This is a genomic window from Bradyrhizobium sp. HKCCYLRH3099 (genome assembly GCF_051167855.1).
GTDB lineage: Bacteria > Pseudomonadota > Alphaproteobacteria > Rhizobiales > Xanthobacteraceae > Bradyrhizobium.
This window is the reverse complement of record NZ_JBNPTW010000023.1, coordinates 58,336-85,328: the sequence shown is the minus strand read 5'-3', so window position 1 is coordinate 85,328 and position 26,993 is coordinate 58,336. Positions and strand designations below refer to the sequence as shown.

General features: G+C 66.6%; 23 protein-coding genes. 6 read left to right on the top strand and 17 right to left on the bottom strand.

The window, feature by feature from the left end:
- The 3 genes from ACQR1Y_RS31070 to ACQR1Y_RS31060 form a co-directional block, all read right to left on the bottom strand.
- A complete protein-coding gene (locus ACQR1Y_RS31070; protein ID WP_434879435.1) occupies positions 1-1,905 on the bottom strand; it encodes a propionyl-CoA synthetase in 1,905 nt (634 codons plus the stop codon).
- Positions 1,906-2,027: 122 nt separating this feature from the next.
- Positions 2,028-3,410, bottom strand: a complete 1,383-nt coding sequence (locus tag ACQR1Y_RS31065; RefSeq protein ID WP_434879436.1) for a tetratricopeptide repeat protein — start codon at positions 3,408-3,410, stop codon at positions 2,028-2,030.
- 102 nt (positions 3,411-3,512) lie between these two features.
- Entirely contained in the window at positions 3,513-4,280 is a 768-nt protein-coding gene (locus ACQR1Y_RS31060) for a tetratricopeptide repeat protein (protein WP_434879437.1), read from the bottom strand.
- Between the two features lie 286 nt (positions 4,281-4,566).
- Here ACQR1Y_RS31060 and ACQR1Y_RS31055 point away from each other — a divergent pair, with 286 nt between their 5' ends.
- Positions 4,567-5,337: a hypothetical protein gene (locus ACQR1Y_RS31055; protein WP_434879438.1), complete on the top strand. Its 771-nt coding sequence runs from the start codon at positions 4,567-4,569 to the stop codon at positions 5,335-5,337.
- Positions 5,338-5,457: 120 nt separating this feature from the next.
- Here ACQR1Y_RS31055 and ACQR1Y_RS31050 read toward each other — a convergent pair whose 3' ends face one another.
- The 5 genes from ACQR1Y_RS31050 to ACQR1Y_RS31030 all read right to left on the bottom strand — a co-directional run bounded on the left by ACQR1Y_RS31050 (position 5,458) and on the right by ACQR1Y_RS31030 (position 10,535).
- Entirely contained in the window at positions 5,458-6,258 is an 801-nt protein-coding gene (locus ACQR1Y_RS31050) for an SDR family NAD(P)-dependent oxidoreductase (RefSeq protein ID WP_434879439.1), read from the bottom strand.
- Between the two features lie 19 nt (positions 6,259-6,277).
- On the bottom strand, positions 6,278-6,649 hold the full coding sequence (locus ACQR1Y_RS31045; protein WP_434879440.1) for a DUF1850 domain-containing protein: 372 nt from the start codon (positions 6,647-6,649) through the stop codon (positions 6,278-6,280).
- Entirely contained in the window at positions 6,646-8,739 is a 2,094-nt protein-coding gene (locus ACQR1Y_RS31040) for a TRAP transporter permease (RefSeq protein WP_434879491.1), read from the bottom strand. The genes ACQR1Y_RS31045 and ACQR1Y_RS31040 overlap by 4 nt, the downstream gene beginning before the upstream one ends.
- Before the next feature lie 154 nt (positions 8,740-8,893).
- Complete coding sequence (locus tag ACQR1Y_RS31035) at positions 8,894-9,856, bottom strand: TAXI family TRAP transporter solute-binding subunit (RefSeq protein ID WP_434879441.1); 963 nt, start codon at positions 9,854-9,856, stop codon at positions 8,894-8,896.
- Positions 9,857-10,055: 199 nt separating this feature from the next.
- Entirely contained in the window at positions 10,056-10,535 is a 480-nt protein-coding gene (locus tag ACQR1Y_RS31030; RefSeq protein WP_434859748.1) for a hypothetical protein, read from the bottom strand.
- Positions 10,536-10,713: 178 nt separating this feature from the next.
- Between ACQR1Y_RS31030 and ACQR1Y_RS31025 the strand changes: the two genes are divergently transcribed.
- Entirely contained in the window at positions 10,714-11,016 is a 303-nt protein-coding gene (locus ACQR1Y_RS31025) for a hypothetical protein (RefSeq protein ID WP_434859747.1), read from the top strand.
- A gap of 156 nt (positions 11,017-11,172) precedes the next feature.
- On the opposite strand, the gene ACQR1Y_RS31020 is transcribed toward ACQR1Y_RS31025, so the two are convergent.
- Together ACQR1Y_RS31020 and ACQR1Y_RS31015 are read right to left on the bottom strand one after the other, a co-directional pair.
- Positions 11,173-12,342 (bottom strand): hypothetical protein, encoded by a 1,170-nt coding sequence (locus ACQR1Y_RS31020; protein ID WP_434879492.1) that lies wholly within the window; start codon positions 12,340-12,342, stop codon positions 11,173-11,175.
- A 25-nt stretch (positions 12,343-12,367) separates the two neighbouring features.
- Positions 12,368-12,997, bottom strand: a complete 630-nt coding sequence (locus ACQR1Y_RS31015; protein WP_434879442.1) for an NUDIX hydrolase — start codon at positions 12,995-12,997, stop codon at positions 12,368-12,370.
- 82 nt (positions 12,998-13,079) lie between these two features.
- Between ACQR1Y_RS31015 and ACQR1Y_RS31010 the strand changes: the two genes are divergently transcribed.
- The 3 genes from ACQR1Y_RS31010 (at position 13,080) to ACQR1Y_RS31000 (ending at position 16,016) form a co-directional block, all read left to right on the top strand.
- A complete protein-coding gene (locus ACQR1Y_RS31010; protein ID WP_434879443.1) occupies positions 13,080-13,502 on the top strand; it encodes a PaaI family thioesterase in 423 nt (140 codons plus the stop codon).
- Between the two features lie 188 nt (positions 13,503-13,690).
- Positions 13,691-14,701, top strand: coding sequence for an aldo/keto reductase (locus ACQR1Y_RS31005; RefSeq protein WP_434879444.1), 1,011 nt, complete (start codon positions 13,691-13,693; stop codon positions 14,699-14,701).
- Position 14,702: 1 nt separating this feature from the next.
- On the top strand, positions 14,703-16,016 hold the full coding sequence (locus ACQR1Y_RS31000) for a tetratricopeptide repeat protein (protein ID WP_434879445.1): 1,314 nt from the start codon (positions 14,703-14,705) through the stop codon (positions 16,014-16,016).
- A 184-nt stretch (positions 16,017-16,200) separates the two neighbouring features.
- On the opposite strand, the gene ACQR1Y_RS30995 is transcribed toward ACQR1Y_RS31000, so the two are convergent.
- Both ACQR1Y_RS30995 and ACQR1Y_RS30990 read right to left on the bottom strand, forming a co-directional pair.
- On the bottom strand, positions 16,201-17,166 hold the full coding sequence (locus ACQR1Y_RS30995; protein ID WP_434879446.1) for an NAD(P)-dependent oxidoreductase: 966 nt from the start codon (positions 17,164-17,166) through the stop codon (positions 16,201-16,203).
- A 25-nt stretch (positions 17,167-17,191) separates the two neighbouring features.
- Entirely contained in the window at positions 17,192-18,493 is a 1,302-nt protein-coding gene (locus tag ACQR1Y_RS30990; RefSeq protein WP_434879447.1) for a M24 family metallopeptidase, read from the bottom strand.
- Positions 18,494-18,615: 122 nt separating this feature from the next.
- On the opposite strand from ACQR1Y_RS30990, the gene ACQR1Y_RS30985 reads away from it, so the two are divergent.
- Complete coding sequence (locus ACQR1Y_RS30985) at positions 18,616-19,674, top strand: LacI family DNA-binding transcriptional regulator (RefSeq protein WP_434894331.1); 1,059 nt, start codon at positions 18,616-18,618, stop codon at positions 19,672-19,674.
- Here the strand turns inward: ACQR1Y_RS30985 and ACQR1Y_RS30980 are convergent, their stop codons facing one another.
- The 5 genes from ACQR1Y_RS30980 to ACQR1Y_RS30960 all read right to left on the bottom strand — a co-directional run bounded on the left by ACQR1Y_RS30980 (position 19,675) and on the right by ACQR1Y_RS30960 (position 26,974).
- Positions 19,675-21,144 carry an N-acyl-D-amino-acid deacylase family protein gene (locus ACQR1Y_RS30980; protein WP_434879449.1) on the bottom strand — a complete coding sequence of 490 codons (1,470 nt, stop codon included), beginning with the start codon at positions 21,142-21,144 and terminating at the stop codon, positions 19,675-19,677.
- A gap of 359 nt (positions 21,145-21,503) precedes the next feature.
- The gene (gene glgA / locus ACQR1Y_RS30975; protein WP_434879450.1) at positions 21,504-22,970 is read right to left on the bottom strand and encodes a glycogen synthase GlgA; all 1,467 of its coding nucleotides are present in this window, start codon (positions 22,968-22,970) and stop codon (positions 21,504-21,506) included.
- Positions 22,967-24,232: a glucose-1-phosphate adenylyltransferase gene (gene glgC / locus ACQR1Y_RS30970; protein ID WP_434859737.1), complete on the bottom strand. Its 1,266-nt coding sequence runs from the start codon at positions 24,230-24,232 to the stop codon at positions 22,967-22,969. The genes glgA and glgC overlap by 4 nt, the downstream gene beginning before the upstream one ends.
- Before the next feature lie 145 nt (positions 24,233-24,377).
- Entirely contained in the window at positions 24,378-25,325 is a 948-nt protein-coding gene (locus ACQR1Y_RS30965) for a carbohydrate kinase family protein (protein ID WP_434879451.1), read from the bottom strand.
- A gap of 2 nt (positions 25,326-25,327) precedes the next feature.
- On the bottom strand, positions 25,328-26,974 hold the full coding sequence (locus ACQR1Y_RS30960; RefSeq protein ID WP_434879452.1) for an FGGY-family carbohydrate kinase: 1,647 nt from the start codon (positions 26,972-26,974) through the stop codon (positions 25,328-25,330).
- Between the last annotated feature and the right edge of the window lie 19 nt (positions 26,975-26,993).

Sequence of the window (26,993 nt, the reverse complement as noted above, 5' to 3'; positions counted from 1 at the left end):
CTACACCCGGCTCTTCAGCGCCTCGCCGATTTCCTCGAGCACCTTGGGATCCTCGATCGTGGCCGGCATGCTCCATTGCTCGCCGTCGGCGATCTTCTTGATGGTGCCGCGCAGGATCTTGCCGGAGCGCGTCTTCGGCAGCCGGCCGACGGTGATGGCGAGCTTGAAGGCGGCGACCGGGCCGAGCTTGTCGCGCACCAGCGCCACGATTTCCTTCTCGATCTCGGACGGGCTGCGCGACACGCCGGCCTTGAGCACGATGAAGCCGCAGGGCACCTCGCCCTTGATCGCATCCTTGATGCCGAGCACAGCACACTCCGCCACGTCCGGATGCGACGCCAGGATCTCCTCCATGCCGCCGGTCGACAGCCGGTGGCCGGCGACATTGATGATGTCGTCGGTGCGGCCCATCACGAAGACATAGCCGTCCTCGTCCTTGAAGCCGGCGTCGGAGGTCTTGTAGTAGCCCGGGAATTCGCTGAGGTAGGATTCCTTGAAGCGGTCCTCCTGCTGCCACAAGGTCGGCAGGCAGCCCGGCGGCATCGGCAGCTTGATTACGATAGAGCCCATGGTGTTGGCGGGCACGGGCTTGGCCGCCTCGTCGACGATGTCGACCTGATAGCCAGGCATCGGCACGGTCGGCGAGCCGTGCTTGACCGGCAACAGGCCGAGCCCGACCGGATTGCCGGCGATGCACCAGCCGGTCTCGGTCTGCCACCAATGATCGATCACCGGCACCTTGAGCTGCTGCTCGGCCCATTCCACCGTCGGCGGATCGGCGCGCTCGCCGGCGAGGAACAGCGTGCGGAACTGCGACAGGTCGTATTTTCGCAGCAGCGTCCCTTCAGGGTCCTCCTTGCGGATGGCGCGGAACGCGGTCGGCGCGGTGAACAGCGCCACCGCCTTGTGATCGGCGATGACGCGCCAGAACGCACCGGCATCGGGCGTGCCGACCGGCTTGCCCTCATACATCACCGAGGTCGCGCCGTGGATCAGCGGGCCGTAGATGATGTAGCTGTGGCCGACCACCCAGCCGATATCCGAGCCGCACCACCAGACTTCGCCGGGCTTGATGCCGTAAAGATTCTCCATCGACCATTTCAGCGCGACCAGATGCCCGCCATTGTCGCGTACCACGCCCTTCGGCTTGCCCGTCGTCCCGGAGGTGTAGAGGACGTAGAGCGGATCGGTCGCGAGCACGGGCACGCAAGGCGCGAGCTTGCCGTTGGCCAGCGCCGATTTGCGCAGCGCCGCCCAATCGTAGTCGCGACCGGGCTTCAGCTCGCAGACATGCTCGGGCCGCTGCAGGATGATGCAGGCCTTGGGCCGGTTGTCGGCCAGCTCGATCGCCTGGTCGAGCAGCGGCTTGTACTGCACGATGCGGCCGGGCTCGATGCCGCAGCTCGCCGACAGCACCAGCTTCGGCGTCGCGTCGTCGATGCGGGTCGCGAGCTCCTTGGCCGCGAAGCCGCCGAACACCACCGAATGCACCGCGCCTATGCGCGCACAGGCGAGCATCGCGACCATCGCCTCCGGCACCATCGGCATGTACAGGATGACGCGGTCGCCCTTGCCCACGCCGAAATCCTGCATGATCGCGGCGAGCGTCTGCACCTCCTTCAGCATCTCGGCATAACTGAGCCGGGTGACCGAATTGGTGAGCGGCGAGTCGTGGATCAGCGCCAGCTGGTCGCCGCGGCCGGCGGCAACGTGGCGGTCGAGCGCGTTGTAGCAGGTGTTGACGACGGCGCCCGCGAACCAGCGGCCATAGGCGCCTATCGAGGGATCGAACACCTTCTTGGCCGGCTCGATCCAGTCGATCGCGCGGGCGGCCTCGGCCCAGAACCCTTCGGGGTCCTGCACCGACCGGGCATGGACCTCGTGATAGCGGCTGGCAGCGCTCATGACGTTTCCCCAAGATCTGTGTTTATTCCCGACTATTGTCCGGGACAAAGCGACAGTTCAAGCCGTCATGAATTGATCTGGATCAGGCGAGGCCTTGCGGCCCCGCCATTTTCCCGGATGGATCAATCGGCGGCGTCCCGAAGCGTGTCGAGGCGGCGCTGCAGGGCTAGACGAAGGTCGTAGCCGGGCTTGCCGAACCGGGCGTTGCGCTCGGTCAGGAAGTCGCGCTGTGTGCTGCGCAGCTCGGCGGCGGCGCGGCCGCGGGACGATTTCAGGAGCTTGGCATAGCTCTGCGAAATGCCGAGGTCGAGCACCGACAATTGCGGGTCGGCGCAAATGACCTTCTCGACCTCGCGCTTGGCGGTGGCGCAATCGAACGACGGCCCGCTGCGCTCCGACGGCGCGTTCAGCGGACGCGGCGCCTCGGCACCGAACTTCTTGATCTCGGCGAGCATCGCGCGACGGCCTTCCGCCGCGTTCTCGTTACCCGGATTCAGGCGCAGCGCGGCTTCATAGTCGGCAAGGGCTTTGGCGCGTTCCCCCATCTTCTTGAACAGAACGGCGCGGTTGTTGTAGGTGGACGCGAAATCCGGATCGAGGCGCAACGCGGCATCGTAGTCGCTGAGGGCCGAGCCGAGCTCGTTCTTGTACTGATAGGCGTCGCCGCGGTTGGTCAGGAAATTCGCCTTCGGCTGCATCTTGATCGCCTGGTCGTAGTCGGCGATGGCTTTGTCGTAGTCCTTCATCGCGGCATAGGTGAGGCCGCGATTGTCGTAATATTCCGGCACCTTCGGATCGCGCCGGATCGCCTCGCTGTCATCGGCAAGCGCCTTGTCCATCTGGCCGAGCTTCTTGTAGGCCGCGCCGCGATTGGTGAAGGTGCGGGGACGGTCGGGGTCGAGCCGGATGGCCTCGTCATAGTCGCGCACCGCCTTCTCGTTGTCGCCGCGCAGATAGAACGCGACGCCGCGGTCGGCATAGGCCTGCGCGAAATCCGGCTTCAGCCGGATGGCCTGGTCGAAATCGGCCAAGGCGCGGTCGAGCCGGCGCTGCGTGACATAGACGACGCCACGCTCCTCATAGGCTTCGGCGTCGTTCGGATCGAGCGAGATCGCCATGCTGAGATCGGCCGCCGCCTTGTTGGCGTCGCCGCCGGCCACCCGCAGGTAATCGCCGCGCAGCCGGTATGCGCGGGCGTTCTTGCCGTCGAGGGCGATGGCGCGGTCGAAATCCTTGAGCGCCTGGGTCATTCCACCGGGCGTCCGCGCGCGGATGTCGGCGCGGACGACGAGCGCCATGGACTGGTCCTTCGGCGAGCTCGAGGCCTGCTCGATCACGGCCGTGCAGGCGGTGATCAGCTCCGCCGGCGGCGCCTTGCTGCCCCATGTGCAGTCCGTGTCCGCGGCAAAGGCCGGGAGGGCTCCGAGACCGAGAACGAAACCGGCCGCGAGGCGGAGCGTGCGGTAAGAGGATCGGGATGAAAGCGAATGACGGACGGTGTGCATAGCTGTGGTCTCGGCTCCGAATCCGACGGGTGCAACTGGGAGATGCTGGTCTCCCCCGTTGTCGTCCGCGCCCGGAACCGGGTTCAAGCCGCTGGCCGATGGTTAATAGCCGTCGACGCCGTTCAACCGCCGCAGGCGATCCTGCATCGCCCTCTTGAGATCGTAGCCGGGCCGGCCATACGAGGCGTTTCGCTTCGAAACGAAGGCCTCCTGCTCGCGCTGCAGGGCCCGCGCCGCCGCCGGCCCCTGGGCCTCGCGCATCACCCGCGCATGCGAGCCGTCGATCTCGCGATCGAGATTGGCGAGTTCGGGATCGGCGCAGATCGCCTTCTCGACTGCGCGGCGCGCGCCGGCACAGTTGAAGCTCGGACGCCCGGCTACCGCCATCTGCGCGCCGAGACGCTCGAGCTCGACGGCGAGGTCATGATAGTTGCTGCGCGCGCTGACGTGATCCGGGTTGAGCCGTAGCGCCGCGGCGAAATCGGCCAGGGCCTTCGGGCGGTCGCCCTTCTTCCGATACAGCTCGCCGCGCGCGTTGAAGATGTTGGCCAGCGTCGGATCGAGCTGCAGGGCGACGCCATAGTCGGCGATGGCGCGATCGGCCTCACCCCGGACGATGTAGATCGAGGCGCGCGCGATCAGCGCATTGATGCGATCGCTCTTTTGAACCTTGGCATTGTCGATCAGCGCCCCGCATTCGGTCAGGACCTTGTCGCCGTCACGCGCTTCGGACGCCGCGATGCAAGCGGCGGCGTCGACCAAGGGCTCCTTGCCCGGTTCGGCCGCGCCCACGGCGTGCGCCGCCGTCGCGAACACCATTCCGGAGGTGATGAGCGCGGCCAGCCGCGCATTCCCGCGGCGAACGTTCATGGCCTGCGTTAAAGCGGATATCAGCAAGCGGCTGGTTCTCTCAAGGCGTGGACAAGCCGGACAACGGCGGCAAAGCAGTGCTTTCCGTCAACTATACAGCCGCGGCGCGGCCGCGGAAGTCCTTCCACGCCGACATGCTGCGGCCGCGCGTGCCGAATCGTCCCCGCAGGCAACTGACATGCGCGTGATCATCCGACGCGTCCGGCTCGCGAACTCGTGGATGCAGCGAGGCCTTGGCGATAGCACGGGAATTGAACCTCAGGCGGTCGCGGCAGACACAACCTCCATGACGATCCTGACAGAGCATTCGCGCGCACGCGGCGTCATTGCGTCCCCGGCGCGCTATTTTTATTTCAACATGGCCCTGGCCTGCATGGCCACCGCCTTCCTCGGCTTTGCGCCGACCTACTGGATGCCGCTGGCGCGCGGCTCATTCTCCGGCGCGCCCGTGGTTCATTTCCACGGCTTCCTGTTCTTCACCTGGACGCTGTACTTCACCCTCCAGACGTGGCTTGCCGCGTCAGGCCGGACCGCCTGGCACCGCTCGCTCGGCATCTTCGGCGTCTCGCTCGCCACCGCGATGACGATCTTCGGGTTCCTGGTGGCGGTTGAAGCGATGAAACGCTCCGCCGCGATCGGACAACCCAATGAGGGCATCGCGTTCGCGATCGTGCCGCTCAGCGGCATCGCCTTCTTCGCCGTCATGTTTGCCCTCGCCGTCATGTACGCGCGGCGGCCGGAGACGCACAAGCGGCTGATGCTGCTCGCCGGCATCTCGCTGCTCGACGCCGCCGTGGCGCGCTGGTTTCTTACTTTCCTCGCACCGCCCGGCCCGCTCGGCCCGCCGCCGGTGTTCGTCACCATCCCGCCGGCCTTCGTCGCCTATCTGCTGCTCGTCGTCGCCATCATCTACGACCGCCGCACGTTCGGGCGGGTCCATCCGGTCTATGTCTATGGCGGCCTTGCGCTGATCGCGGTGAAGCTCCTGAACTGGCCGATCAGCATCACGCCGGCGTGGCATGCGATCGGCGGCAGCATCCTGGCGATGGCGCAGTAGCCGCCAACCGATACCTCCTCGTCATTGCGAGGAGCGACAGCGACGAAGCAATCCAGGGGCCACGCAAGGACTCTGGATTGCGTCGCTTCGCTCGCAATGACGGAGGAAGCGTCCCGCGCGTCAACTCCGGCAGGTCAACCCGCCATCGACCACCAGCGTGATGCCGGTGACGTAGCGCGACTCGTCGGACGCGAGGAACAGCGCGGCATTGGCGACGTCGAACGCATCGCCCATGTGCCCCATCGGCACCTGCGCATCGCGCTTCTTCCACATCTCCTCGACATCGCCCTTGGCGTAGCTCGCAGCCAGGCCTGCGGAATGCTCAACCATCGGCGTCTTCATCAGCCCGGGCAGGATCGCGTTAACGCGGACATGCTTGGGCGCGAACTCCACCGCTGTCGTCCGCGTCATCTGGTTCATCGCCGCCTTGCTGGCGCCGTAGCTGACATAGGAGATGCCGACCTGCCGGATCGAGGCGACCGACGAGATGTTGATGATCGAGCCGCCGCCCTGCCCGATCATGACGGGAATGACGTGCTTCATCGCGAGATAGGCGCTCTTGAGGTTGACCGCGAACACGCGGTCCCATTCGGCTTCCTCGACATCGACGACGCTGCCCATCTCGGCGATGCCGACATTGTTGTCGAGCACGTCGATGCGGCTATAGGCAGCCAAGCAGGCCTTGACCATCGCCTCGACCTCGGCCGCCTTCGACACGTCGGCGGTGTAGGCCTCGGCCTGCCCGCCTTCGCCTGAAATGATCGCGGCCGTCTCGGCCGCCGCTTCCCTGTTGCGGTCGACGCAGAACACCTTCGCGCCCTGCCGCGCGAAGGTCACTGCGGTCGCCTTGCCGTTGCCCCAGCCCGGCCCGATCGAGCCGGCGCCCACCACCAGCGCCACCTTGCCCTCGAGACGTCTCATCGCGCTCTCCCGTTGTTTGTTATTCGTTACAGGCGCTCATCGTAATCGTGGCGCCGATATCATGGCCGACAATCTCCGAGATCGTCCGGCATTGTCCGTCGTGACAGATCCGCCATTCGCCGGCGGCGCCGGAATTGGCGAGCACGATGCGCGACAGCGGCTCGCGATCGATCTGCCATTGGTACCAGCCATCGACCAGCCGCGCCTCCGGCGGCGGCTCCATGCCGGCACCGGAGCCCTTCACGCGGGCCTGCACCAGTTGCAGGCCATCCGACGTGACGCGCCAATCCTCCTGCCAGGCGGTCTTCTCGACCGAATGCGTCCAGGCCAAAGTGAAGCCGGCCAGCGCCAGCGCTTTCACCACACCCGACGTCGCGAGACAGAGGCTCAAGCGGACGCCGCCACAGCCGAAGGCGGCCGCTGCCGCCATTGCCAGCCGACGATCACCACCGCCAGCGCGAAACCCAGCACGTCGCTATAGGGGAATTCGCCGAGCAGGCAGACCGACGCGACGAACGCCAGCAGCCGCTCGATCAAGGTCATGCGGGTATAGAGGAAGCCGATCGCGACCATGCCGAACAGGCCGATCGCGACGAGAGCCTTGACGAAGGCATACGCCACCGCCCCGTAGAAGCCGATCTGCGCCTCCATCGGATCGCCCGCCTGCAGCATCAGCGCCGGCGAATAGACGAACAAGAAGGGAATGACATAGCCGGCGAGCGCGATGCGCATTGCCTCCCAGCCGATCTTGTCCGGATTCTCCTTGGCGATCGGCGCGGCCGCCAGCGCCGCCAATGCCACAGGCGGCGAGAGGTCGGCCATGATGCCGTAATAGAACGCGAACATGTGGCTCGCGATCAGGGGCACGCCGAGCTTGGCGAGCGCGGGCGCGGCGAGCGCGGCCGTGATGATGTAGGTCGGGATGGTCGGAATGCCCGTGCCGAGCAGGATCGACAGCAGCATGGTCATGATCAGCGCCGCGAACAGGCTGGTCTTGCCGAGGCCGATCACCCAGCTGCCGAAGATCGAGCCGACGCCGGTCTGCGTCATCATGCCGATGATGACGCCGACGATGGCGCAGGCCATGCCGACGGTGAGCGCCGACTTGGCGCTTTCGGCCAGCGAGTCGCGGCAGGCGTGCAGCGTCGCCATGCCGCCACGGACAAAGCCGGTGATGATGACCAGCGCCACGACCACGGAGGCGACAGGGACGATCTGCAGCCCGTTGCGTGACAGCGCGCCGACCACGAGCGCGAGCCCGATCCAGAACACGTAGCGCAGCACCTGGTTGGAGAAGCCCATCGTGATCGAGGTGCCCAGGATCAGCGCCACGGTCAGCGCCAGGCCCATCGAGCCCGCATAAAGCGGCGTGAAGCCCTCGAACAGCATGTAGACCAGCGCGGCCAGCGGCAGCACGAGGTACCAGCGCGCCACCAGCGCCTTCCAGGCGCTCGGGATCTCCGACGGCTTCATGCCGGTGAGGCCGTGCTTGCCGGCCTCCAGGTGCACCATCCAGAAGGCGGAGGCGAAGTAGAGAATGGCGGGGATGACGGCGGCCTTGACGATCACCGAGTAGTCCACGCCGAGCGTCTCGGCCATGATGAAGGCGACGGCGCCCATCACCGGCGGCATGATCTGCCCGCCCATCGAGGCCGTGGCCTCGACGCCGGCGGCGAAGGCGCGGCGGTAGCCGAACCGGATCATCAGCGGGATCGTGAACTGGCCGACGGTGACCACGTTGGCAACGCCGGAGCCGGAGATCGTGCCCATCATGCCCGAGGCAAACACCGCCACCTTCGCCGGGCCGCCGCGCGTGCGCCCGAACAGGCCGAGCGAGACGTCAGTGAAGAGCTGGATCATGCCGGCATGTTCGAGGAACGAGCCGAACAGGATGAACAGGAAGATGTAGGTCGCGGAGACATAGATCGGCACGCCGTAGAAGCCCTCGGTGCCGAACGACAGATGCGTGATCACCTGGTCGAAATCATAGCCGCGATGGTTGAGAGGCGCCGGCAGATACTGGCCGAAGAACCAGTAGACCAGACAGGCGCCGCACATCAGCGGCAGCGCCAGACCCATCAGGCGGCGCGTGCCTTCGAAGATCAGGACGGCGAGCAAGGTTCCGACGACGAGGTCGGTCCGGGTGGGATCGCCGTCACGGGCAATCAGGTCGGCATAGAAGATCCACTGATACAGGCCGCACAGGAAGCCGATCGCCCCGATGGTCCAGCCGGCGATACGGCCGGCATCCGTCTTGGCGGTGAAATTGCCGATCAGGCCGAAGGTGAGCAGCAGCAGGAAGCCGACATGGACGCCGCGCACCACCTGGCTCGGCAGATAGTTGAAGGCGGCGACGTAGAGCTGGAACAACGCGAAAGCGAGACCGATGCCATAGGCGAGATAGGCCCAGCGGCCGGGGCCAAAACCTTCGGGAAAGCCGTGCTCGAAATTGTCGAACTCGACCTTGACCGGCGTCTCCATGTTCACGGCTTCGATCGTCATGATGCCCCCAGCACGCCCTTGCCAGATGCTGCCGTCCAGCCGCAGCCACCTGAAACGATAAGACTGCGCGGGAGCAGGTCCCGCGCAGTCGGATGCGAACGGCCTTGCGATGCAGGCCGGAGAAACAGCGCCCTTACTTCAGGACGCCTTTTTCCTTGTAGTAGCGGATCGCGCCCGGATGCAGCGGCACCGGGCTGTCCTGCGCCGCGGTTTCCAGCTTGATCTCCTTGCCGGCGGCGTGCGCGTTGACGAGCTCGGGCAGCGACTCGAAGATCAGCTTCGTCATCTGATAGGCGAGGTCGTCGGAGACCGCCGAGCTAGTGACGAGATAATTGATGACGGCCGCGGTCGGCACGTCCTTGTCCTGGCCGGTATAGGTGTTGGCCGGGATGGTCGCTGCCACGAACGGCGATCCGATCTTGTCGACGACCTCCTTCGGCACCGACACCACGGTGATCGGCGACGAGGTCGACAGGTCCTTCAGCGAGGCGACGCCGAGGCCAGCCGATTGCAGGGTCGCGCCGAGCTGGCGGTTCTTCATCAGGTCGACCGATTCGGCGAACGGCAGATACTCGACCTTGCCGAGATCCTTGTAGCTCATGCCGGCGGCGGCGAGGATCGCGCGCGAGTTCAGCTCGGTGCCGGACTTCGGCGCGCCGACCGACAGGCTCTTGCCCTTCAGGTCGGCCAAGGTCTTGATGCCGGACTCGGCGGTCGCGACGATCTGGATGTAGTTCGGGTAGATCGCGCCGAGCGTGCGCAGCTTGTCCAGCTTGGTCTTGAAGCCGGCCTCCTCCTCGCCGTTCCAGGCCGCTTTCAGGGAGTCGCCGAGCGCGAAGGCGAGCTCGCCGCGGCCCTGCTGCAGCAGGATCAGGTTCTCGACCGAGGCCTTGGTGGCCTGCACCTGGGTCTTCACGTTCGGGATCTTGTCGCCGTAGATCTTCCCGATCGCGACGCCGAGCGGATAATACACGCCGGAGGTGCCGCCGGTCAGCACGTTGATGAAGCTCTGCGCCTGCGCCGCGGGCGCGGCCAGCAGGCAGGCCGCGGCCATGATCAAAGCGGTTGCAGTGCCAGAGAATTTCAAGAAGCGCATGGGTCCTCCCGTTGATTTTGCCGGCAAATTGGACGGATGCGGGCGCGGGGTCAACCCATCCGAAAGACGGCCAGGCCGCCACGCGGCTCAGCCAGGAACCGGCAAGTGGCGGTTTCAACCCTGCATTGACGAGCGCCTTGGCTTCATCGACAGATGCGCTCGACCGCGGGCCGGGAGCGCACCACGCGAGCCGGACGGCTCATTGGAAGTTCATGTCGAGGCACTTGGAAATGTCTGAGCCCAGCCCGGACGAGATCGTGATGCAGCCCCGCAGCTTCTGCTGGGTCGTGTCCGCGACCCAGAGCGAATAGCCGCCATTGCCGAAGAAGGAGTTGGTATTGGCCGGCTCGGTCTCGGTCGCATCGAACTCGTACTTCGAGTCGGCCTCGAAGACCCGCGGCTTCTTGGCGCAGCCGCCGTCGACCTGGACGTTGATGACCTCCTTGTTGTCGCGCGTCAGCGACAAGGTCATCTGGCAGCGGAAATACTCCGAGGTCTTCACGTTGAACAGATAGGTATAAGAGCGGCAGACGCGGGTATCGAGCTTACCGGCGGCGCGGCCGCTGCTGCAGGCGATCCGCTGGCCGTTCCAGAGCTTGAATTCGTCGGCGTGCGCGGCGGACATCAAGGTCGTCAGCGAAAACGCCGCACCGATCCCGATTTTCGTGACGAGCTTCATTCGAATCATCCCCAACCCGATTTTCTTGCTTCATGTTTCTAGACCATGGCTGCAGGATAGTCGCGGAATCGATGACGGAAAATCCCGAACCGGTTGCGGCCAAGCGGTAATCCAGCTCGTGCGCGGGACGCCGCGTTGTTCGTGATTTGTTCGAAGAAGCCTGACCTGGAGAGGAATGATGACGACGACGTTGACCCGGGCATTCGTTCTCGCCGGAATGCTGTTGATGCTTTCGGGTGCGGCCCAGGCGGCTCCGCCGGAGCCATGGGAGCTGAGAACCGACATGGCCTACGCCTACGGCAAGGACGGCAAGACGCTGGCCTACAAGATGGGCACCAGGAATGCCGACATGCTGCTGAAGGGCGCCAAGAAGGTGCCGAAGGGAACGCTGTTCTTCGTCGGCCAGAACGGCCAGCTCTACATGCGGACCGCGCCCTATCTCGAAGGCGACGGCAGCTTCTCGTTCGGCGCGGACGAGTAGTTCGCCAACCTGATGCGGCACAAGCGTGCCACATCAAAGGTGTCGTCCCGACTCGGCGCCTTGCCGTCGCGTTGCGACGCCGAGGCTTGCCCGGGACGACGGCAAGGTGTGTGGCGCGAGCGCTTTTCGCCCGCGCCTGCTACGGCACGACGCGCCTCAGAACGCCGCCGCCAGTTCCTTGGCGCCCGTTAGGTTGCTGAGCGAATCCATCCTGGCATCGGTGACCGCGAGCAGCTTCGCCACCGTGTTGTGACGAACCGCAACCGGGTTGCGCTCGTAGCCGCCGCGCTGGAAGAAGTTCGCGGTCGGAACCTGGTCGCGCATCTCCTGCGGCATCGTCACCATGTCGAAGCCGGTGCCGTCGCCGGTGAGGTTCATCATCTCGAGCTCGGCGGCCGACAGCGGCCGCGTGTAGCCCTTGGCGCGCGCGAACAGCACCGAGGTCAGCAGCTTGTGGGTCTGCAGCATCGGCCCGACATCGATGTCGAGCACCATCGCATGCATGGCCCACCCTTGCGGGGTGTTGCCCATCTTCTCATGGGCCGACCACTCGTCCGGCACCGAGCGAGCGATGGCGACCATCTTCTTCAGGACCGAGAGCTTGTGCTCCATCGCGCCCCGCGCGGGACCCGAGGTCTGCGCCACGCGCTCGCCGAGCAGGCGGATGAACAGCGGCCCCTGCTCCGCGAGCAGTTCGACCGTATTGGCCGTCAGCAATTGATTGTAGCCGATCGCAGTCGAGATCGCGCGGTTGCCCTTGAAACCCGATTGCGAGTCGTGGCGGCCATTGCCGCCGGTCTCGAAGGAATAGACGCGCACCGCCTGCTCACGGGTCAGCCCCGACGCCGCTGCGAAACGGGCATAGGCACGCTTGAAGTCGATGTCATTGGTTGGCCGCTGCGGCGACCATTGGAAATGCTCCTGCGCCGCCTTCAGGAGATCGGCGACGACCGGAATGTACTTCCGCTCGCGCGGCTCGCCCTCGGGCTCCGGCTCGGGGTTCACCGGCCGCTTCGGTCCGGTATAGACCGGCGGCTGCTCCAGCACATAGTCGTCGAGCCCGATCGGCTGGCGGTCGCGACGCTTGGCGTTGCGAATGCGGCGCTTGTCCGAAATCGCCTTCCAATAGGCGCCCGCCTCCTGGTCGAACTCCGCGCGCGCCTGCTGGTATTCGGCGAGCTTGCGCTGGTACTCGGCAATTGCGGCCGGCGAGGCCATCTGGGCCAGCGCATCGCGCGGGGCGGGTTCCCGGGCGAGCAGCGGCGACGCGCCCGCGACAGCGCAGGCGAGAATCAGGGCAAGCTTGCGAATCGGCTGATACAGCATGCCGCCCTTGTAGCCGAAACGGCGGTTACTTCCAGGCAAACACCGGCTGTTCCAGGTCGTGCACGCGGGTGTCACGGCCGGCCAGCACCTCGCGGAACTGATAGATCAAAGCGGCGGTGGGCGCGTGGATCAGGCCCTCGCGGGCGTGAAAGCGGATCACGCGCCGCGTGCTTTCGGGTATCGCGGTGAAATCGAACGCGTCATCTGCGGTGACCGCATCGAGCCCGATTCGATGCACCGAGGCGACCTCGTCGGGATTTGGCCGCAGCGTGCGGCCATTGGTCGCCCAGACGATGACGGGGGTAATCAGATAGCCCGACCGGGTCGGGTAGTCGTCGAGCAGGCCGAGCACGGCGTCCGGCATCAATGTCAGCCCGAGTTCTTCGTCCAGCTCGCGCAGAGCGCCCTCGATTGGCGTCTCGCCGGCATCGCAGCGCCCGCCCGGCAGGGCCCATTGGCCGCCATGGCTGCGCAGTCCGGATGCCCGCAGGGTGAGCAGCAGCGTGGTGGTGCCGGTGACGTCATGCGGGGCCAGTGCGATGGCGACGGCCGCGCGCTTGAGCGGCGGCGTTTCCGGCATCGTGTCCAGGCGCACGAAGCCCGCGCAGCAGGTCTCGATTTTCCGTCGTGTGGCATCGTCGAACGGCATGGCCATGCAAGCTTGACTACACCAGGCCGGCGACGGATGAAACGACCGAGAGAACCGCAATTGGACGCGACGAGGAAGGTCTTCAGCGATGACGAAATCAGCCGCGGCGAAAATGAAGTCCGACGGCTGGGAGATCGTCGACACCTCCGGCTTCCTGCATCTGATCGGCCCTCTGTGGCAGCGGGTCGTCGAGGGCGTGCACGAATACGCCATCGTCACGGAAGACAAGCACCACAATCGGCGCGGGCTCGTCCAGGGCGGCGTGATCATGACCCTCGCCGACCGGAGCTGCGGCATGACGGCTCGGTATGCCGCCGGCAAGGAGCATATGGCGACGATCCAGTTCGACACGCATTTCGTCGAGTCCGGCAAGATCGGCGAGACCCTGGTATCGCGGCCGCATGTGGTGCGGATCACCCGCAGCCTGGTGTTCATCACCACCGAGGTCACGGCCGCCGAGCGCGTGATTGCAATGGCCTCGGGCGTGTTCAAGATCCTGAAGAGCGAGTGAGAGCCCCACTCTCTCAGCCGTCATTGCGAGCGCAGCGACGTGTCCGCCGAAGCCCGCAGGGCGAAGGCGGAAGCAATCCAGAGGGCTACGCGCGCCACCCTGGATTGCTTCGCTGCGCTCGCAATGACGCGCGGAGCGAGCTATCTTCGATCAAATCCATCTGCGCGTATGGCAGGAATGAGGCCTCAATGAACTATCGCCAGCTCGGCCGTTCCGGCCTGAAAGTGTCGCCGATCTGCCTGGGCACGATGATGTTCGGCGGCCCGACCGACGAAGCGGCCTCAGGGCGCATCATCGCCAAGGCGCGTGACGCCGGCGTCAATTTCATCGACACCGCCGATGCCTACAACAAGGGCGCCTCGGAGGAGGTCGTCGGCCGCGCTATCGCGCGGGAGCGCGATCGCTGGATCGTCGCCACCAAGCTCGCCAATCCGATGGGCGATGATCCGAACCGCGCCGGCCTGTCGCGGCGCTGGGTGCTGCAGGCGGCCGACGAAAGCCTGAAGCGGCTCGGCACCGGCCATATCGACATCTACTACCTGCACAAGGAGGATCACGCGACGCCGCTGGCGGAGACGGTGCGCGCGATCGGCGATCTCCTGCGCGCCGGCAAGATCCGCTATTTCGGCGTCTCGAACTACCGTGCCTGGCGCGTCGCCGAGACCTGCAATCTCTGCGACGCGATGGGCATCGACCGTCCCGTCGTCAGCCAGCCCTACTACAACGCGATGAACCGCATGCCGGAGGTCGAGCATCTGCCGGCCTGTGGCTATTACGGCCTGGGCGTCGTGCCCTACAGCCCCCTGGCACGCGGCGTGCTCACCGCCAAGTACAGTCCCGATGCGCCGCCCGACAAGGAGACGCGCGCCGGCCGCAACGATGCCAGGATGATGCAGACCGAATGGCGGCCGGAGTCGTTGCGGCTGGCGCAGGCGATCAAGCGCCACGCCGAGACCAAGGGCTTTACGCCCGGCCAGTTCGCGGTCGCCTGGGTGCTGAACTCAGGCTTCATCAGTTCGGTGATCGCAGGTCCCCGCACCGAGGCGCAGTGGGACGACTACATTCGGGCACTCGACTATCCATTCGCCGCCGACGACGAGGCGCTGATCGACCGTCTTGTGGTGACCGGCCACGCGTCGACCCCCGGCTACAACGATCCGGCCTATCCGATCGAAGGCCGCAAATCGCGGGTGGGCTGACATGGAGGAGGATCGCTACGGCCTGCCGCTCTCGACCGCCTCCACGGATGCGGCCGCCGCCTATCGCGAGGGCATGGATCTGCTGCTCGCCTTCTGGCCCGGCGCCACCGACGCGTTCGAGCGCGCCATCATGCTCGATCCGGATTTCGCGCTGGCGCATGCCGCCCGCGCGCGCATCCATGCGATCTACATGCAGCGCGAAGCGGCGTTGCAGACGATCAAGCGGGCGCGCGACCTCGTCGCCAAGCGCGGCACCGAGCGCGAGCAGAGCCACGTCGCGACGATGACATTGGCCATCGAAGGCCGCGGCGCGGACGCACTGACATCGACGCTGGCGCATCTGGAGAAATGGCCGCGCGATGCCATGATCATGGCGCTGCCGCTCGGCGCCTTCGGCCTGCTCGCCTTCTCCGGGCGGCGGGACCACGACGCGGCCCGGCGCGACCTCTGCGACCGCTTTGCCGCCGCCTATGGCGAGGACTGGTGGTTCCTGTCCAACCACGGCTGGGCGCTGACCGAGGCCGGCAAGGTGACGCAGGGCCGCGCCATCACCGAGCGCAGCTTCACACTGCGCCGGAACAACGCCTATGCCGTGCACGCGCTGCTGCATGCGATGTTCGAGGCCGGCGCCTATGATGAGGCAGATAGGCTCGTCGACGGCTGGATCGGCGGCTATGACCGCACCGGCATGCTGCACGGTCACATCTGCTGGCATCAGGCGCTGGGCGCGCTCGACCGCGGCGATGCCGCCAAGGCACTGGCCGTCTATACCGACGTGCTGGTGCCGACGATGGACACGGCGCCGCCGCTCAACACGCTGTCGGACTGCGCCTCGCTGCTGTGGCGGCTGAGGGCGGAGAACGACCTCGTACCGGATGGCGCGTGGACCGAGGTCGCGGCCTATGCCAGCCCGCGTTTCACCGGCTCGACACTCGCCTTCGTCGAGATGCATCTGATGATGATCGGCGCGGCCACCCATGACACCGCGGCTCTCAAGGGGCGTCTCGCCGCAATCGAGCGGCGACAGCTCGAGGCCAAGCTCCCGGCGGGGCCGATCGTGCCCAACATGCTGCGCGCCCTGCGGGCCTTCGCCGAGGAGAATTGGCGCGCCTGCGCGCGCGAGCTCACACCTGTCATCGGCGACCTCGCCCGCATCGGCGGCAGCCACGCGCAGCGCGAGGTGATCGAGGATACCTACATCCTGGCCCTGATCCGCAGCGGCGACCTCGCGAAGGCACGCGAGCTCCTCGACGCCCGCCTGCACCGCCGCCCCTCCGCGCGCGACACGCGCTGGCGGGCGCTGGCTGCGGAGTAGTTCGGTTCACTCGCCGTCATTCCGGGGCAATCGTCAATGCGACGGCGCGGAGCGACGGCACGTTGGCGATTGAACCCGGAATCCCGAGATTGTTGGAAACAGGCGCAAGACAAGCTCGAGATTCCGGGTTCAAGGCCTGCGGCCTTGCCCCGGAATGACAGTAATTGTGACCCTGCCCGCTACGCTAACCCTCCGTCTCCAACCCGGTCGGCATCGGCACGTTCTCCGGCTGCAGCTTGAGTCCCGCGGCCAGCGCGACCGTCTCCAGCAGCGCGGCAAAATCCTTCTCCAAATAGGCGGCGGGATCGGATTGCAGCGAGGCCGCGCCGACATGGGCCTGCAGCGCCTCGCGCGTCGCCGCGGTCACCGGCATCGCCACGTCGAGCTGACGCGCCGCCGACAGACCGAGATCGAGATCCTTGCGCAGCAAGGTCGGCGTGAAGGTCGTGGTCCAGTCGAGATTGACCAGCGCGTTGCTCTTGTACTTGGTGAAGGTCGAGCCCATCACACTGGCATTCATGAAGTCGAGGAAGGCGTGGCGCGGCACGCCGGCCTTCTGCGCCAGGATGGTGATTTCGGCGAGGTTCTGGATCACGACGCCGAGGAAGACGTTGTGCGCGATCTTGCAGATCCGCGCGAGTTCGCCCTCGCCGACATAGGACACGCCGGAGACGGCGATCTTCGCAAGATACGGCTCGATCGTGTCGAATGCGGCCTTGGGGCCCGACACGACTGACGACAGCTTGCCGGCCTTGACACATTTGCCATTGCCGGACACCGGCGCGCGCACGAATGCGCAACCGAGCTGCTTCAGCCTGGCATCGATCGCCTCGGATTGCTCGACACCGATCGAGGAGCAGTCGACCAGGATCTTCGGACGTGGACCCGCGCCCGACGCGACGACGCCATTGTCGCCGAAATAGACCTGCTCCAGATCCTTGCCCGTCGACACCATCGAGAAAACGATGTCGCATGACGCGAGGTCGCTCGGATGGTCGACGATCACGCCGCCCTTCGCCGCGAGCGGCTCGGCCTTGGCGCGGGTGCGATTGAAGATTGCGACCTTGTGGCCGGCCTTCAGCAGGCGCTCGGCCATCGGATAGCCCATGCGCCCCATGCCGATCCAGCCGAGCGAATGCGTCGCTGCCATCTGCGTAACTCCCTCTCAAAGTCGCTCAGTAGCGGTTGGCAATCGGCAGCTCTTCCGCGGGGAACAGCGTGATCACCTGGCAGCCCTTGTCGGTGACCACGACCTCTTCCTCGATGCGCGCGGCGGAGAAGCCGTCACTGGCCGGGCAGTAGGTCTCCAGCGCGAACACCATGCCGGTCTTGATCTCCATCGGATTGTCCAGCGAGACCAGCCGCGAGATGATCGGGCGCTCGTGCAGGGCGAGGCCGAGGCCATGGCCGAACTGCAGGCCGAACGCGGCCATCTCCGAGGGAAAGCCGAACTCTTCGGCCGCCGGCCACACCTTGGCGACGGTGTCGGTCGAGACGCCCGGCTTGATCAGCGCGATCGCGTTGTCGAGCCATTCGCGGCAGCGCTTGTAGGCGTCGTGCTGCGCAGGCGTCGCGCGGCCGACATTGAAGGTGCGGTAGTAGCAGGTGCGGTAGCCCTGGTAGGACTGCAGGATGTCGAAGAACGCCTGGTCGCCCGGGCGCAGGATGCGGTCGGTGAAATTGTGCGGATGCGGATTGCAGCGCTCGCCGGAGATGGCGTTGATCGCCTCGACGTCGTCGGAGCCCATCTCGTAGAGCATCTTGTTGGCGAGCGCGACGATGTCGTTCTCGCGCACGCCCGGCTTCAGGTTCTCGTAGATCGAATGATAGACGCCGTCGACCATCGCCGCGGCCTGGTTGAGCAGCATGATCTCGTCGATGTTCTTGATCTCGCGCGCGTCCAGCATCACCTGCTGGCCGTCGACCACCTTCATGCCGGCCTTCTGCAGCTCGAAGAACATCGCGGTCTCGGCGAGGTCGACGCCGACCGGCATGTCGGCGACGCCGGCGGCGCGCAAGAGGCTCATCACCTCCTCGGCATGCGCCTTCATCAGCCCGACGGCTGGCGGCACGGTGCCGCGCATGCCGAGCATGCCGGCGCGGCAGTTCTCCGGCGCCAACCAATCGCAGAAGATACGGTGGTGCACGGCGGCCGATCCGAAATCCCACACGATCGGCTCGCCGTCGCCGGCCAAGAGCGCAAAGCGGCAGAGCTTGTCGCGCTCCCATTCGCCGATCTTGGTGCCGGAGACGTAGCGGATGTTGTTGACGTCGAACAGCAGCAGCGCACCGCAGCCCGAGTTCTTGAGGGCCTGTCGCGCCCGTGCCAGCCGGTACCGCCTGAGACGATCGAAATCGACGCGGCGCTCGAAATCGACCGAGACATGGCCGTGCGAGGGGATCGCCCGGCTCCAGCGCCAATGCGGATCGAGATGCTCGGGGCTGACCAGATGGGGTTTCAGCGCGCTCGCTGTCATGTGGACGTTTCCCGTTCGGTTATTGCAATCGATTGCATTAGCCGATTTATTGCATGCACGTTAAGGGTGTCAAGGTAAGACAGGATGGAAATGTTGCTGCGCCGCAGAACCAGGGGCTGGACATGACTCGGATGGTGCGACCTGCGTCGGGCTCGCGTGAGGTAGCCTCCTCGCGCCCGACGATCAAGGACGTTGCGGCGCGCTGCGGCGTACATCCGTCGACCGTGTCGCGTGCGCTGAGCCCGGCGATGAAGCACCTGGTCGCGACCGACGTCGCCGAACGGATTCGGGCCGCCGCCAACGCGCTCGGCTATCGCCTCAACATGGCGGCCAAGGGCCTGCGCACCGGCCGCAGCGGGCTGATCGGCGTGCTCGCGCCTGATATCGCCGACCCTGGCTTCCCGCCGGTGCTCTCCGGCATTGCCGATCACCTCAATGCGGAGGGCTACGCGACCATCGTCGTCGACGTCGGCAGCACGGGTTCGGAGCAGGATCTGGTCGACCGCCTGATTGCCAGGGGGGTCGATGGGCTGGTGCTGGCCACGGTGACCCTGCGCGACGATGTCGTGCAGCATTGCCTCGACGCAGCCTTGCCGGTCGTGCTCGTCAACCGCGTCGATGCCGCCGGCCTGCTGCCCTCTGCTGCCAGCGATGACGCCGCCGGCATGCGGCTGGCCGTCGAGCATCTCGTCGGGCTCGGGCACCGGCGCATCGGCCATGTCGCCGGCCCGCAGCACATCTCGACCGGCGTGCGCCGGCGCGCAGGTTTCGAGGCGAGCGCGAGAGATGCTGGCCTGTCCGCGCGCCACACGCCGATCGAGATCGCCGATACCTACACACGCGACGCCGGTCGCGAGTCCGCACTGCGCCTCCTCGCGCGCCGGACGCGGCCGACCGCGATCGTCGCCGCTAACGATCTGCTCGCGCTCGGCGTCTATGACGCGCTCGCCGCGTGCGGCCTCGCCTGCCCGAGCGATGTGTCGGTGGTCGGCCACAACGACATGCCGTTCGTCGACCTCGTGTCGCCGCCGCTCACCACCGTGCGGATCGCGCAGCGGGACATGGGCGAAGCGGCGGCACGTCTGCTGCTGGCGCGCATCGCGGGTCGCGGCGTCGTGGACGAGCACGTCGTCTTGCCGCCGCAGCTCATCATCCGCGGATCGACGGCGCGGCCGCGCTGATCAGTGCGATGATGCGCGCGTGATCACCTGCCCGGCCCGCGCATTCTGGTGCGCGCCCTGCCACCAGGTCAGCGCGCCATTGACGATCACAGCCTCGATGCCGGCGGCGGGCACGCAAGGGTCGTCATAGGTCGCGCTGTCGCGCACGCTGGCCGCGTCGAAGATGGTGATGTCGGCGTGATGGCCGACCGCGAGCGTGCCGCGGCCCTTGATGCCGAAATTCTGCGCGGTGAGGCCGCTCATCTTCCAGACCGCGGTCTCCAGCGAGAACAGTTCGAGCTCCCGGCAATAATAGCCGAGCACGCGCGGGAATGTGCCCCAGAGCCTTGGATGCGGCCGCTCGCCGAACGGCAGGCCGTCGGAGCCGATCATGGTCGGCTCGAAAGCGAGGATCGTGCGCACGTCGGCCTCGTCCATCGAGAAGTAGATGGCGGACGCCGGCTGAAGCCGCTTCGCGGCTTCGAGCCGGTCGACGCCCCAGCTTGCGGCGATGTCGGCGAGGTCCCGCCCCGCCATCTCCGGATGCGGCTTCGAGGCGGCCACGACGACCTTGACCTGCAGCTTGGCCGGATCGGTGTGCAGCATGGTCGAGGAAGCGTTGTAGGGATAGCAGTCGAGCGCGACGCATTGGCAGCTCATCGCCTTGGTCAACAGCGGCAGCGTCTCCTTCGTCCGGCCGAAATTCGCCGGGCCCACCACCTTGTGGTGCGAGATCACGACCTGGACGTCGAGCGCCTTGCCGATGGCAAAGCTCTCCTCCAGCGATTTGACGACATCGTCCGCCTCGTTGCGCATATGCGTCGCATAGACGCCGCCGCTGCCGGTGAGCGGGCGGCAGACCTCGATGATCTCGTCGGTCGGCGCCGCCTCGGCCGGCGGATAGAACGTGCCGGTGGACACGCCGATCGCGCCGGCGTCCAGCGCCTCCTGCACATAGGCGCGCATCTCGGCGATTTCGCTCTCGGTCGCCGCGCGGCCGAGATCGCTCACGACGGACGCACGCAGCGAGGTGTGGCCGGTCATCGGCGCGACATTCACGGCGGACGGAGCCGCGCGCAGGGCGGCCACGTAGTCCGCGAATGAGGCGTACTCGGCGACCCGGCCGTCACCGGGGGACAGCAGCCCAAGCGGCATCGGCCGCGGCGAGCCCGGCTTCAGCGGCGCGATGCTGACGCCGCAATTGCCGGTCACGACCGAGGTGACGCCCTGCGAGACCTTGCAGGTCATGCCGGGATCGACCAGCACCGCGCTATCGTCATGGGTATGCGCATCGATGAAGCCGGGCGCGACGATGCGGCCGGTGGCGTCGATGATCCGGTCTGCCCTGCGCTGATCGAGTTCGCCGATGGCGACGATCCGGCCATCCTTGATGCCGACATCCGCCTCGAACCGCGGCGCGCGCGTCCCGTCGATCACGGTGCCGCGACGGATGATGAGATCGAAGGAGGACGAAGGCGTGGTGTCGGTCATAAGGTCTCGCACAGCGTGGTATGAAAACTGGCGTGACTATCAGCTCGCCATCGCGATGCGTCCAGTGCGATCGGCATGAGCAGAACGCTGGGTGGCCCTGCCAATATGGTCGAGCGCTCTGTTGCCGATCAACTGTGTCGAGCACTTGCCGGGCGGCGATGACGGTCTGCTCCCTCTCCCCGTCCTTCACGGGGGCGCGATGAGCTCCGCTCGCGCTGAGAGGGTTGGGGTGAGGGGCAGCCACGCCCACCGACATCGCGGAGGGCCCCCCCTCACCCGGATTGCATCTTCGATGTAATCCGACCTCTCCCCGCGCGCGGGGAGAGGTAAGGGACCGAGCAAGCCGAACGATCTGGGAACTACCCCGCCGGCCGCCGCTGCGCGACGATCTGCCGGTACAGCTCGGCATATCGCCCGGCCCGATGGCGCCACGACACGTCGGTTAGCATCGCGTTGAGCTGCATGCGCGTCCAGTTCGAGGCGTTGCTGCGGGCGGCGTAGAAGGCGGCGGCGGCGCGGCGCAGGGTCTGGTCGAGCGCTTCGGCGGTGACGGCAGCGCATTTGAAGCCGGTCGCGGCGACACCCGCCTCGGTCTCGTCGATGACGGTGTCGGCGAGTCCGCCCACAGCCGTCACGATCGGCAGCGCGCCGTAGCGCAGCGCGCAGAGCTGCGTCAGCCCGCACGGCTCGAACCGCGACGGCACCACCAGCGCATCGCAGCCCGCCTGGATCAGATGCGCGAGCTGCTCGTCATAGCCAATGAGAACGCCGATTTGGCCAGGATGGCGCGCGGCGGCGGCGCGGAAGGCATCGCGCAAGTCCGCCTCGCCGTCACCGAGCAGCGCCAGTTGAATGCCGGCGCTGGTCAAGGTCGGCAGACATGACAGCAGCAGGTCGAGCCCCTTCTGCGAGGTCAGCCGGCTGACGACGCCGAGCAGGAACGTCTCCGGCGACACCTGCAGGCCCATGCGCGTCTGCAGCGCGGCCTTGTTCGGTGCGCGCGCCTCGAGCTTTTCGATTCCGAAATGCGACGGGATCGCGGGGTCGCTGCCGGGATCCCACACATGGGTGTCGATGCCGTTGAGAATGCCGACGAGGTCCGACGAGCGCTGGCGCAACAGGCCGCCGAGGCCCATGCCGTGCTCGTCGCTCTGGATCTCCCGAGCATAGGTCGGCGACACCGTGGTGATCTTGTCGGCGAATTGCAGCCCCGCCTTGAGGAAGCTGATGTCGCCGTAATATTCGAGGCCGTAGATCGAGAACGACTCCGGCGGCAATCCAAGCGGCGGCAGGAAGTGGCGGGGAAAACGGCCCTGGAAGGCCAGATTGTGCACGGTGATGACCGTGCCGGGGTGCGGCCGATGGCTGTACAAGAGATAGGCCGGGATGAGCCCGGCCTGCCAGTCGTGGCCATGGACGACATCGGGCACGAAGCTCGGGACAGCGCCGAGCCCGATATAGGAGGCCGCGCGCGCCAGGGCCGCGAAGCGGAACGGGTTGTCCGGCCAGTCCTTGCCATCGGGCCCGAGATACGGGTTGCCCTCGCGGTCATAGAGATGCGGCGCATCGAGCACGAACAGGTCGAGCGCGCCATGGCTGCCGCCGAGCAGCCGCGCATTGCCGCCGAAGAAATTCGGCAGCGAGCTGATCTCCTTGGCCTGCTCGAGGGCCTTCATCACCGCGGGATAGCCGGGGATGAGCGTGCGGACCTCGACGTCCTCGGCCATCAGCGCCCAGGGCAGCGCGCCGACGACGTCGGCGAGGCCGCCGGTCTTGACGATGGGATAGACTTCGGAGGCAACCGACAGAACGCGCAGTGGCGTCATGAATTGAGCCCGTCGATCATCGGCTGAGTGATCAAGGTAACGCCGTTCTCGGTGGTCCTGAAGCGCTTGGCGTCGAACTCCGGATCCTCGCCGACGACGAGCCCTTCCGGAATCTGCACGCCGCGGTCGACGACCACGTTGGTCAGCCGCGCGTGGCGCGCGACGTTCACGTAAGGCAGCAGCACAGCGTTGTGCACCTTGGAATAGGAATGCAGATGGGCGCCGGTGAACAACAGCGACCGTTGCACGGAGGCGCCGGAAACGATGCATCCGCCGGACACCAGCGAGCAGACCGCCTCGCCGCGGCGGCCGTCATCCGCATGCACGAACTTCGCCGGCGGCGTGATCTCCGAATAGGTCCAGATCGGCCAGGCCCGATCGTAGAGATCCAGCTCCGGCGTCACATCGGTCAGGTCCAGGTTGGCCGCCCAATAGGCGTCGACCGTGCCGACATCGCGCCAGTAGCTGCGCTTGTCGTCGCCGGCCCGGACGCAGGAGCGGGCGAACTGATGCGCCACGGCGCGGCCGTTCTTGACGATGTAGGGGATGATGTCGCGGCCGAAATCATGGTTCGAGTTCGGATCGGCGGCGTCGCGCTTCAGCTCGTCATAGAGGAATTTGGCGTCGAAGACATAGATGCCCATGCTGGCGAGCGACTTGTCGGGCTTGCCGGGAATCGGCGGCGGATCGGCCGGCTTCTCGATGAAGTCCCGGATCGTCTCGTCCTCGTTGATGTGGAGGATGCCGAAGCCCGAGGATTCCGCGCGCGGCGTCTCCAGGCAGCCGACGGTGACGTCGGCGCGCTGGTCGACATGCTGCTGCAGCATCAGCTCGTAGTCCATCTTGTAGATGTGGTCGCCGGCAAGCACGACGATATATTTCGAATTGTAGCTCTCGAGAATGTCGATGTTCTGGTACACGGCATCGGCCGTCCCGACGTACCACATCGTTTCCGAGACGCGCTGGCTGGCGGGCAGGATGTCGAAGCTTTCGTTACGCTCGGGACGGAAGAAGTTCCAGCCGTTCTGCAGATGGCGGATCAGGCTGTGCGCCTTGTACTGCGTGGCCACCGCGATGCGGCGGATGCCGGAGTTCACCGCGTTCGACAACGCGAAATCGATGATGCGCGACTTGCCGCCGAAATAGACCGCGGGCTTGGCGCGGCGGTCGGTCAGCTCCAAGAGGCGGCTGCCGCGCCCGCCGGCCAGAACGAAGGCCAGCGCATGACGGGACAGCGGCTCGGTCCTTGCGGCTTGTGCCATTGTTCTCCTCCCTGCAACTCGTTGTCGCGTCATCATTTCGGCCGCGGCCCGACGATTCGGCACGACGACCGGTCCTCTCATATGACGGGGGAACAGCCAACCAGTTCCCAATCGCGAGTGCAATGGGGTGCTTCAGCCCAGCTCTTCAGCCGAGGTCATTCCATGCCGCGGCCATCTCGGCCCAGCGCGGCGGGTCGGCGCCTTCGCGCGTGCAGGTGACGGCGGCGCATGCGGCGGCAAAGGCGAGCACCTTGCGCAGTTCGGCCGTGCTCACGGCCTTGAGCGCGTCCCGGCCGATCCGGCCGAGCTTGCGCAACGCGAACAGCATCGCCGCCTGGAACGTGTCACCGGCGCCGATCGTATCGACCACGTCGACCTTGGGCACCGCGACCTCGACTCTGCCTGCCTGCGCATGCCAGGCAAACGCACCCTCCGGCCCGCGGGTGATGACGACCAGGCTGGTGCCGCGCGCCAGCAGCGCCTCGGCCTGCGTCGCGTAATCGTCGTGGCCGTGCAGGAAGTCGAAATCGACATCCGACATCTTGACCAGGTCGGCACGAGCGGCGAACTCATCCATGTCAGTGACATAGGCCGCCTTGTCGGTCACGAGGTTCGGCCGGCAGTTCGGATCGAAGGAGATCGTGACCGCGCCGTGCGTCGCATCGATCATCGCGCGGGTCTGCTGCGCACCCTGGTCGTGGATCAGCGTGGTCGAGCCGACATGGAGGGCGTCGATGGTGGCGAAGGGAATGCTGTCCGGCCGGTAGGTCCATTTCCGCGCGGCGGTCTCGGCATCGTAGAAGGCGTATTGCGCCTCGTTGCCGACATGGCGCACGAAGGCGAGCGTGGTCTGGTCGGGGCTGCGCGTGGCATAGCGGAGATCGACATCCGAGCCCTGGGCATGGGCCGCGATCATGGTGCCGAACAGGTCGGTCGAGATGCCGCCGACGAAGCCGGTCGGCGCACCCAGCCGCGCCAGCCCGACGGCGACGTTGAGGCAGGAGCCGCCGACCACCGGCCTCAGCACGTCGCGCCCATCGGCCGATTTGGCCGGGACGAAATCGATCAGCGCATCACCGCAGCTCAGGATCATGGTCAACTCTCTCCACCGGCCCCATGCATCACGGAACGGCTGTCGCGATCAAGCGTCCGCAGCAGGCCGTGGATGCGGCGCTTGCGGCGGTGGAAGTCGGCAACGTCCGCGGCGGTCGGCTCGCTCAGACGGCCGAGCGTCGACATCGAGGCCATGGTGTCGCCGATCGAGCGGAAGGCGCCGCTGGCGACGGCGCCGAGCATCGCCGCGCCGAGCAGCACCGGCTCCTGCGTGCCCGGAAGCGCCACCGTCAGCCCGATCGTATCGGCCATGATCTGGCGCACCAGCGGGCTGCGCGAAGCGCCGCCGGCCATCACCAAGGTCCGGCTGGTGACGCCATTGGCGGCAAAGGCGTCGATAACATCGGCCAGCCCATAGGCAAGGCCGCAGAGGCCCGCGACGAACAGCCGCTCCATCGCGCCGATATCGGCGTCGAGATCGAGGCCGGCGATCACGGCACGCGAATCCGGGTCCGCATAGGGCGAGCGGTTGCCGAGAAATTCGGGCAAGATGTGGATGTCGCGGGCGAGCAGCGCCGCCGCACCGACGCTCGACGCGCGCGCCATGATCCGCTTCTCCAGGAAGCTGATCACATCGAGCCCCTCGGCGCGGGCGGCCGCCGCGGCCTCCGGCGCCGCGGGATGCGAGCGCAGCAGATGATCGATCGCGGCGCCCGCCGCGGACTGCCCGCCCTCGTTGAGCCAGAAGCCGGGCACCATGCCCTGGTAATACGGCCCCCACACGCCGGGCACGAAGGACGGCGCGCGCGTCGTCGCCATGATGCAGGCCGAGGTCCCCATGATGTAGGCGAGACGGTCGCAGACGTCGACCTCGCCGCCATCAGCCGCGCGCCCGCCGATCGCGCCGATGCCGCCGGCATGGGCGTCGATCAGCGCCGCCCCGACCGGCGTTCCTTCGACGAGGCCCAGCTCCGCCGCGGCTGCGCGCGACAATCCCTGACCCAGCGGCGTGCCCGGCGCGACGATCTCGATGCCGATCCGCGCATAATCCTCGGTGACGAACTCCTCGAGCCCGATGCGGCGGAAGTAGCTCGCGCTCCAGCGCGTCTCATGCGCCAGATAATTCCACTTGCAGGTGACCGTGCACATCGAGCGCGCGAGCGAGCCGGTGGCGCGCCAGGTGAGGAAATCGGCGAGGTCGAAGAAGTGCCCGGCGGCGTCGAAGCTCGCACGCAGATGCCGCTTCAGCCACAGCAGCTTCGGCATCTCCATCTCCGGCGAGATCGAGCCGCCGACATAGCGCAGCACCTCATCCCCGGTCGCGTTGATGTCGCGCGCCTCGGCCAGCGCGCGGTGATCCATCCAGACGATGACGTTGCGAGCGGCATTGCCGGAGCTGCTCACGGTGACCGGCGTGCCCGAGGCGTCGAGCGCCACCAGCGAGCAGGTCGCGTCGAAGCCGATGCCCTTGATCAGCTCCGGCGCGATGGCCGCTTCCGCCAGCGCGGCTTTGACCGAGGCGCAGCAGGCGCGCCAGACGTCGTCGGAGGATTGCTCGACGACATCGCCGGCCTCGTGCCAGGTCTGGATCGGATGCCGCGCTGCGGCAAGCAGCCGCCCGGTCTCGTCGAAAATCCCGGCGCGCGTGCTGGTTGTGCCGACATCGACACCGACAAAGGCCCTGACCATGGTCTGCTCCCGTCAATTT

What these genes read in the sequence shown, in the direction of transcription:
- ACQR1Y_RS31070 (WP_434879435.1), bottom strand. Translation starts at nt 1,905, where the DNA reads ATGAGCGCTGCCAGCCGCTATCACGAGGTCCATGCCCGGTCGGTGCAG.
- ACQR1Y_RS31065 (WP_434879436.1), bottom strand. Translation starts at nt 3,410, where the DNA reads ATGCACACCGTCCGTCATTCGCTTTCATCCCGATCCTCTTACCGCACG.
- ACQR1Y_RS31060 (WP_434879437.1), bottom strand. Translation starts at nt 4,280, where the DNA reads ATGAACGTTCGCCGCGGGAATGCGCGGCTGGCCGCGCTCATCACCTCC.
- ACQR1Y_RS31055 (WP_434879438.1), top strand. Translation starts at nt 4,567, where the DNA reads ATGACGATCCTGACAGAGCATTCGCGCGCACGCGGCGTCATTGCGTCC.
- ACQR1Y_RS31050 (WP_434879439.1), bottom strand. Translation starts at nt 6,258, where the DNA reads ATGAGACGTCTCGAGGGCAAGGTGGCGCTGGTGGTGGGCGCCGGCTCG.
- ACQR1Y_RS31040 (WP_434879491.1), bottom strand. Translation starts at nt 8,739, where the DNA reads ATGGAGACGCCGGTCAAGGTCGAGTTCGACAATTTCGAGCACGGCTTT.
- ACQR1Y_RS31035 (WP_434879441.1), bottom strand. Translation starts at nt 9,856, where the DNA reads ATGCGCTTCTTGAAATTCTCTGGCACTGCAACCGCTTTGATCATGGCC.
- ACQR1Y_RS31030 (WP_434859748.1), bottom strand. Translation starts at nt 10,535, where the DNA reads ATGAAGCTCGTCACGAAAATCGGGATCGGTGCGGCGTTTTCGCTGACG.
- ACQR1Y_RS31025 (WP_434859747.1), top strand. Translation starts at nt 10,714, where the DNA reads ATGACGACGACGTTGACCCGGGCATTCGTTCTCGCCGGAATGCTGTTG.
- ACQR1Y_RS31020 (WP_434879492.1), bottom strand. Translation starts at nt 12,342, where the DNA reads ATGCTGTATCAGCCGATTCGCAAGCTTGCCCTGATTCTCGCCTGCGCT.
- ACQR1Y_RS31015 (WP_434879442.1), bottom strand. Translation starts at nt 12,997, where the DNA reads ATGGCCATGCCGTTCGACGATGCCACACGACGGAAAATCGAGACCTGC.
- ACQR1Y_RS31010 (WP_434879443.1), top strand. Translation starts at nt 13,080, where the DNA reads ATGACGAAATCAGCCGCGGCGAAAATGAAGTCCGACGGCTGGGAGATC.
- ACQR1Y_RS31005 (WP_434879444.1), top strand. Translation starts at nt 13,691, where the DNA reads ATGAACTATCGCCAGCTCGGCCGTTCCGGCCTGAAAGTGTCGCCGATC.
- ACQR1Y_RS31000 (WP_434879445.1), top strand. Translation starts at nt 14,703, where the DNA reads ATGGAGGAGGATCGCTACGGCCTGCCGCTCTCGACCGCCTCCACGGAT.
- ACQR1Y_RS30995 (WP_434879446.1), bottom strand. Translation starts at nt 17,166, where the DNA reads ATGGCAGCGACGCATTCGCTCGGCTGGATCGGCATGGGGCGCATGGGC.
- ACQR1Y_RS30990 (WP_434879447.1), bottom strand. Translation starts at nt 18,493, where the DNA reads ATGACAGCGAGCGCGCTGAAACCCCATCTGGTCAGCCCCGAGCATCTC.
- ACQR1Y_RS30985 (WP_434894331.1), top strand. Translation starts at nt 18,616, where the DNA reads ATGACTCGGATGGTGCGACCTGCGTCGGGCTCGCGTGAGGTAGCCTCC.
- ACQR1Y_RS30980 (WP_434879449.1), bottom strand. Translation starts at nt 21,144, where the DNA reads ATGACCGACACCACGCCTTCGTCCTCCTTCGATCTCATCATCCGTCGC.
- glgA (WP_434879450.1), bottom strand. Translation starts at nt 22,970, where the DNA reads ATGACGCCACTGCGCGTTCTGTCGGTTGCCTCCGAAGTCTATCCCATC.
- glgC (WP_434859737.1), bottom strand. Translation starts at nt 24,232, where the DNA reads ATGGCACAAGCCGCAAGGACCGAGCCGCTGTCCCGTCATGCGCTGGCC.
- ACQR1Y_RS30965 (WP_434879451.1), bottom strand. Translation starts at nt 25,325, where the DNA reads ATGATCCTGAGCTGCGGTGATGCGCTGATCGATTTCGTCCCGGCCAAA.
- ACQR1Y_RS30960 (WP_434879452.1), bottom strand. Translation starts at nt 26,974, where the DNA reads ATGGTCAGGGCCTTTGTCGGTGTCGATGTCGGCACAACCAGCACGCGC.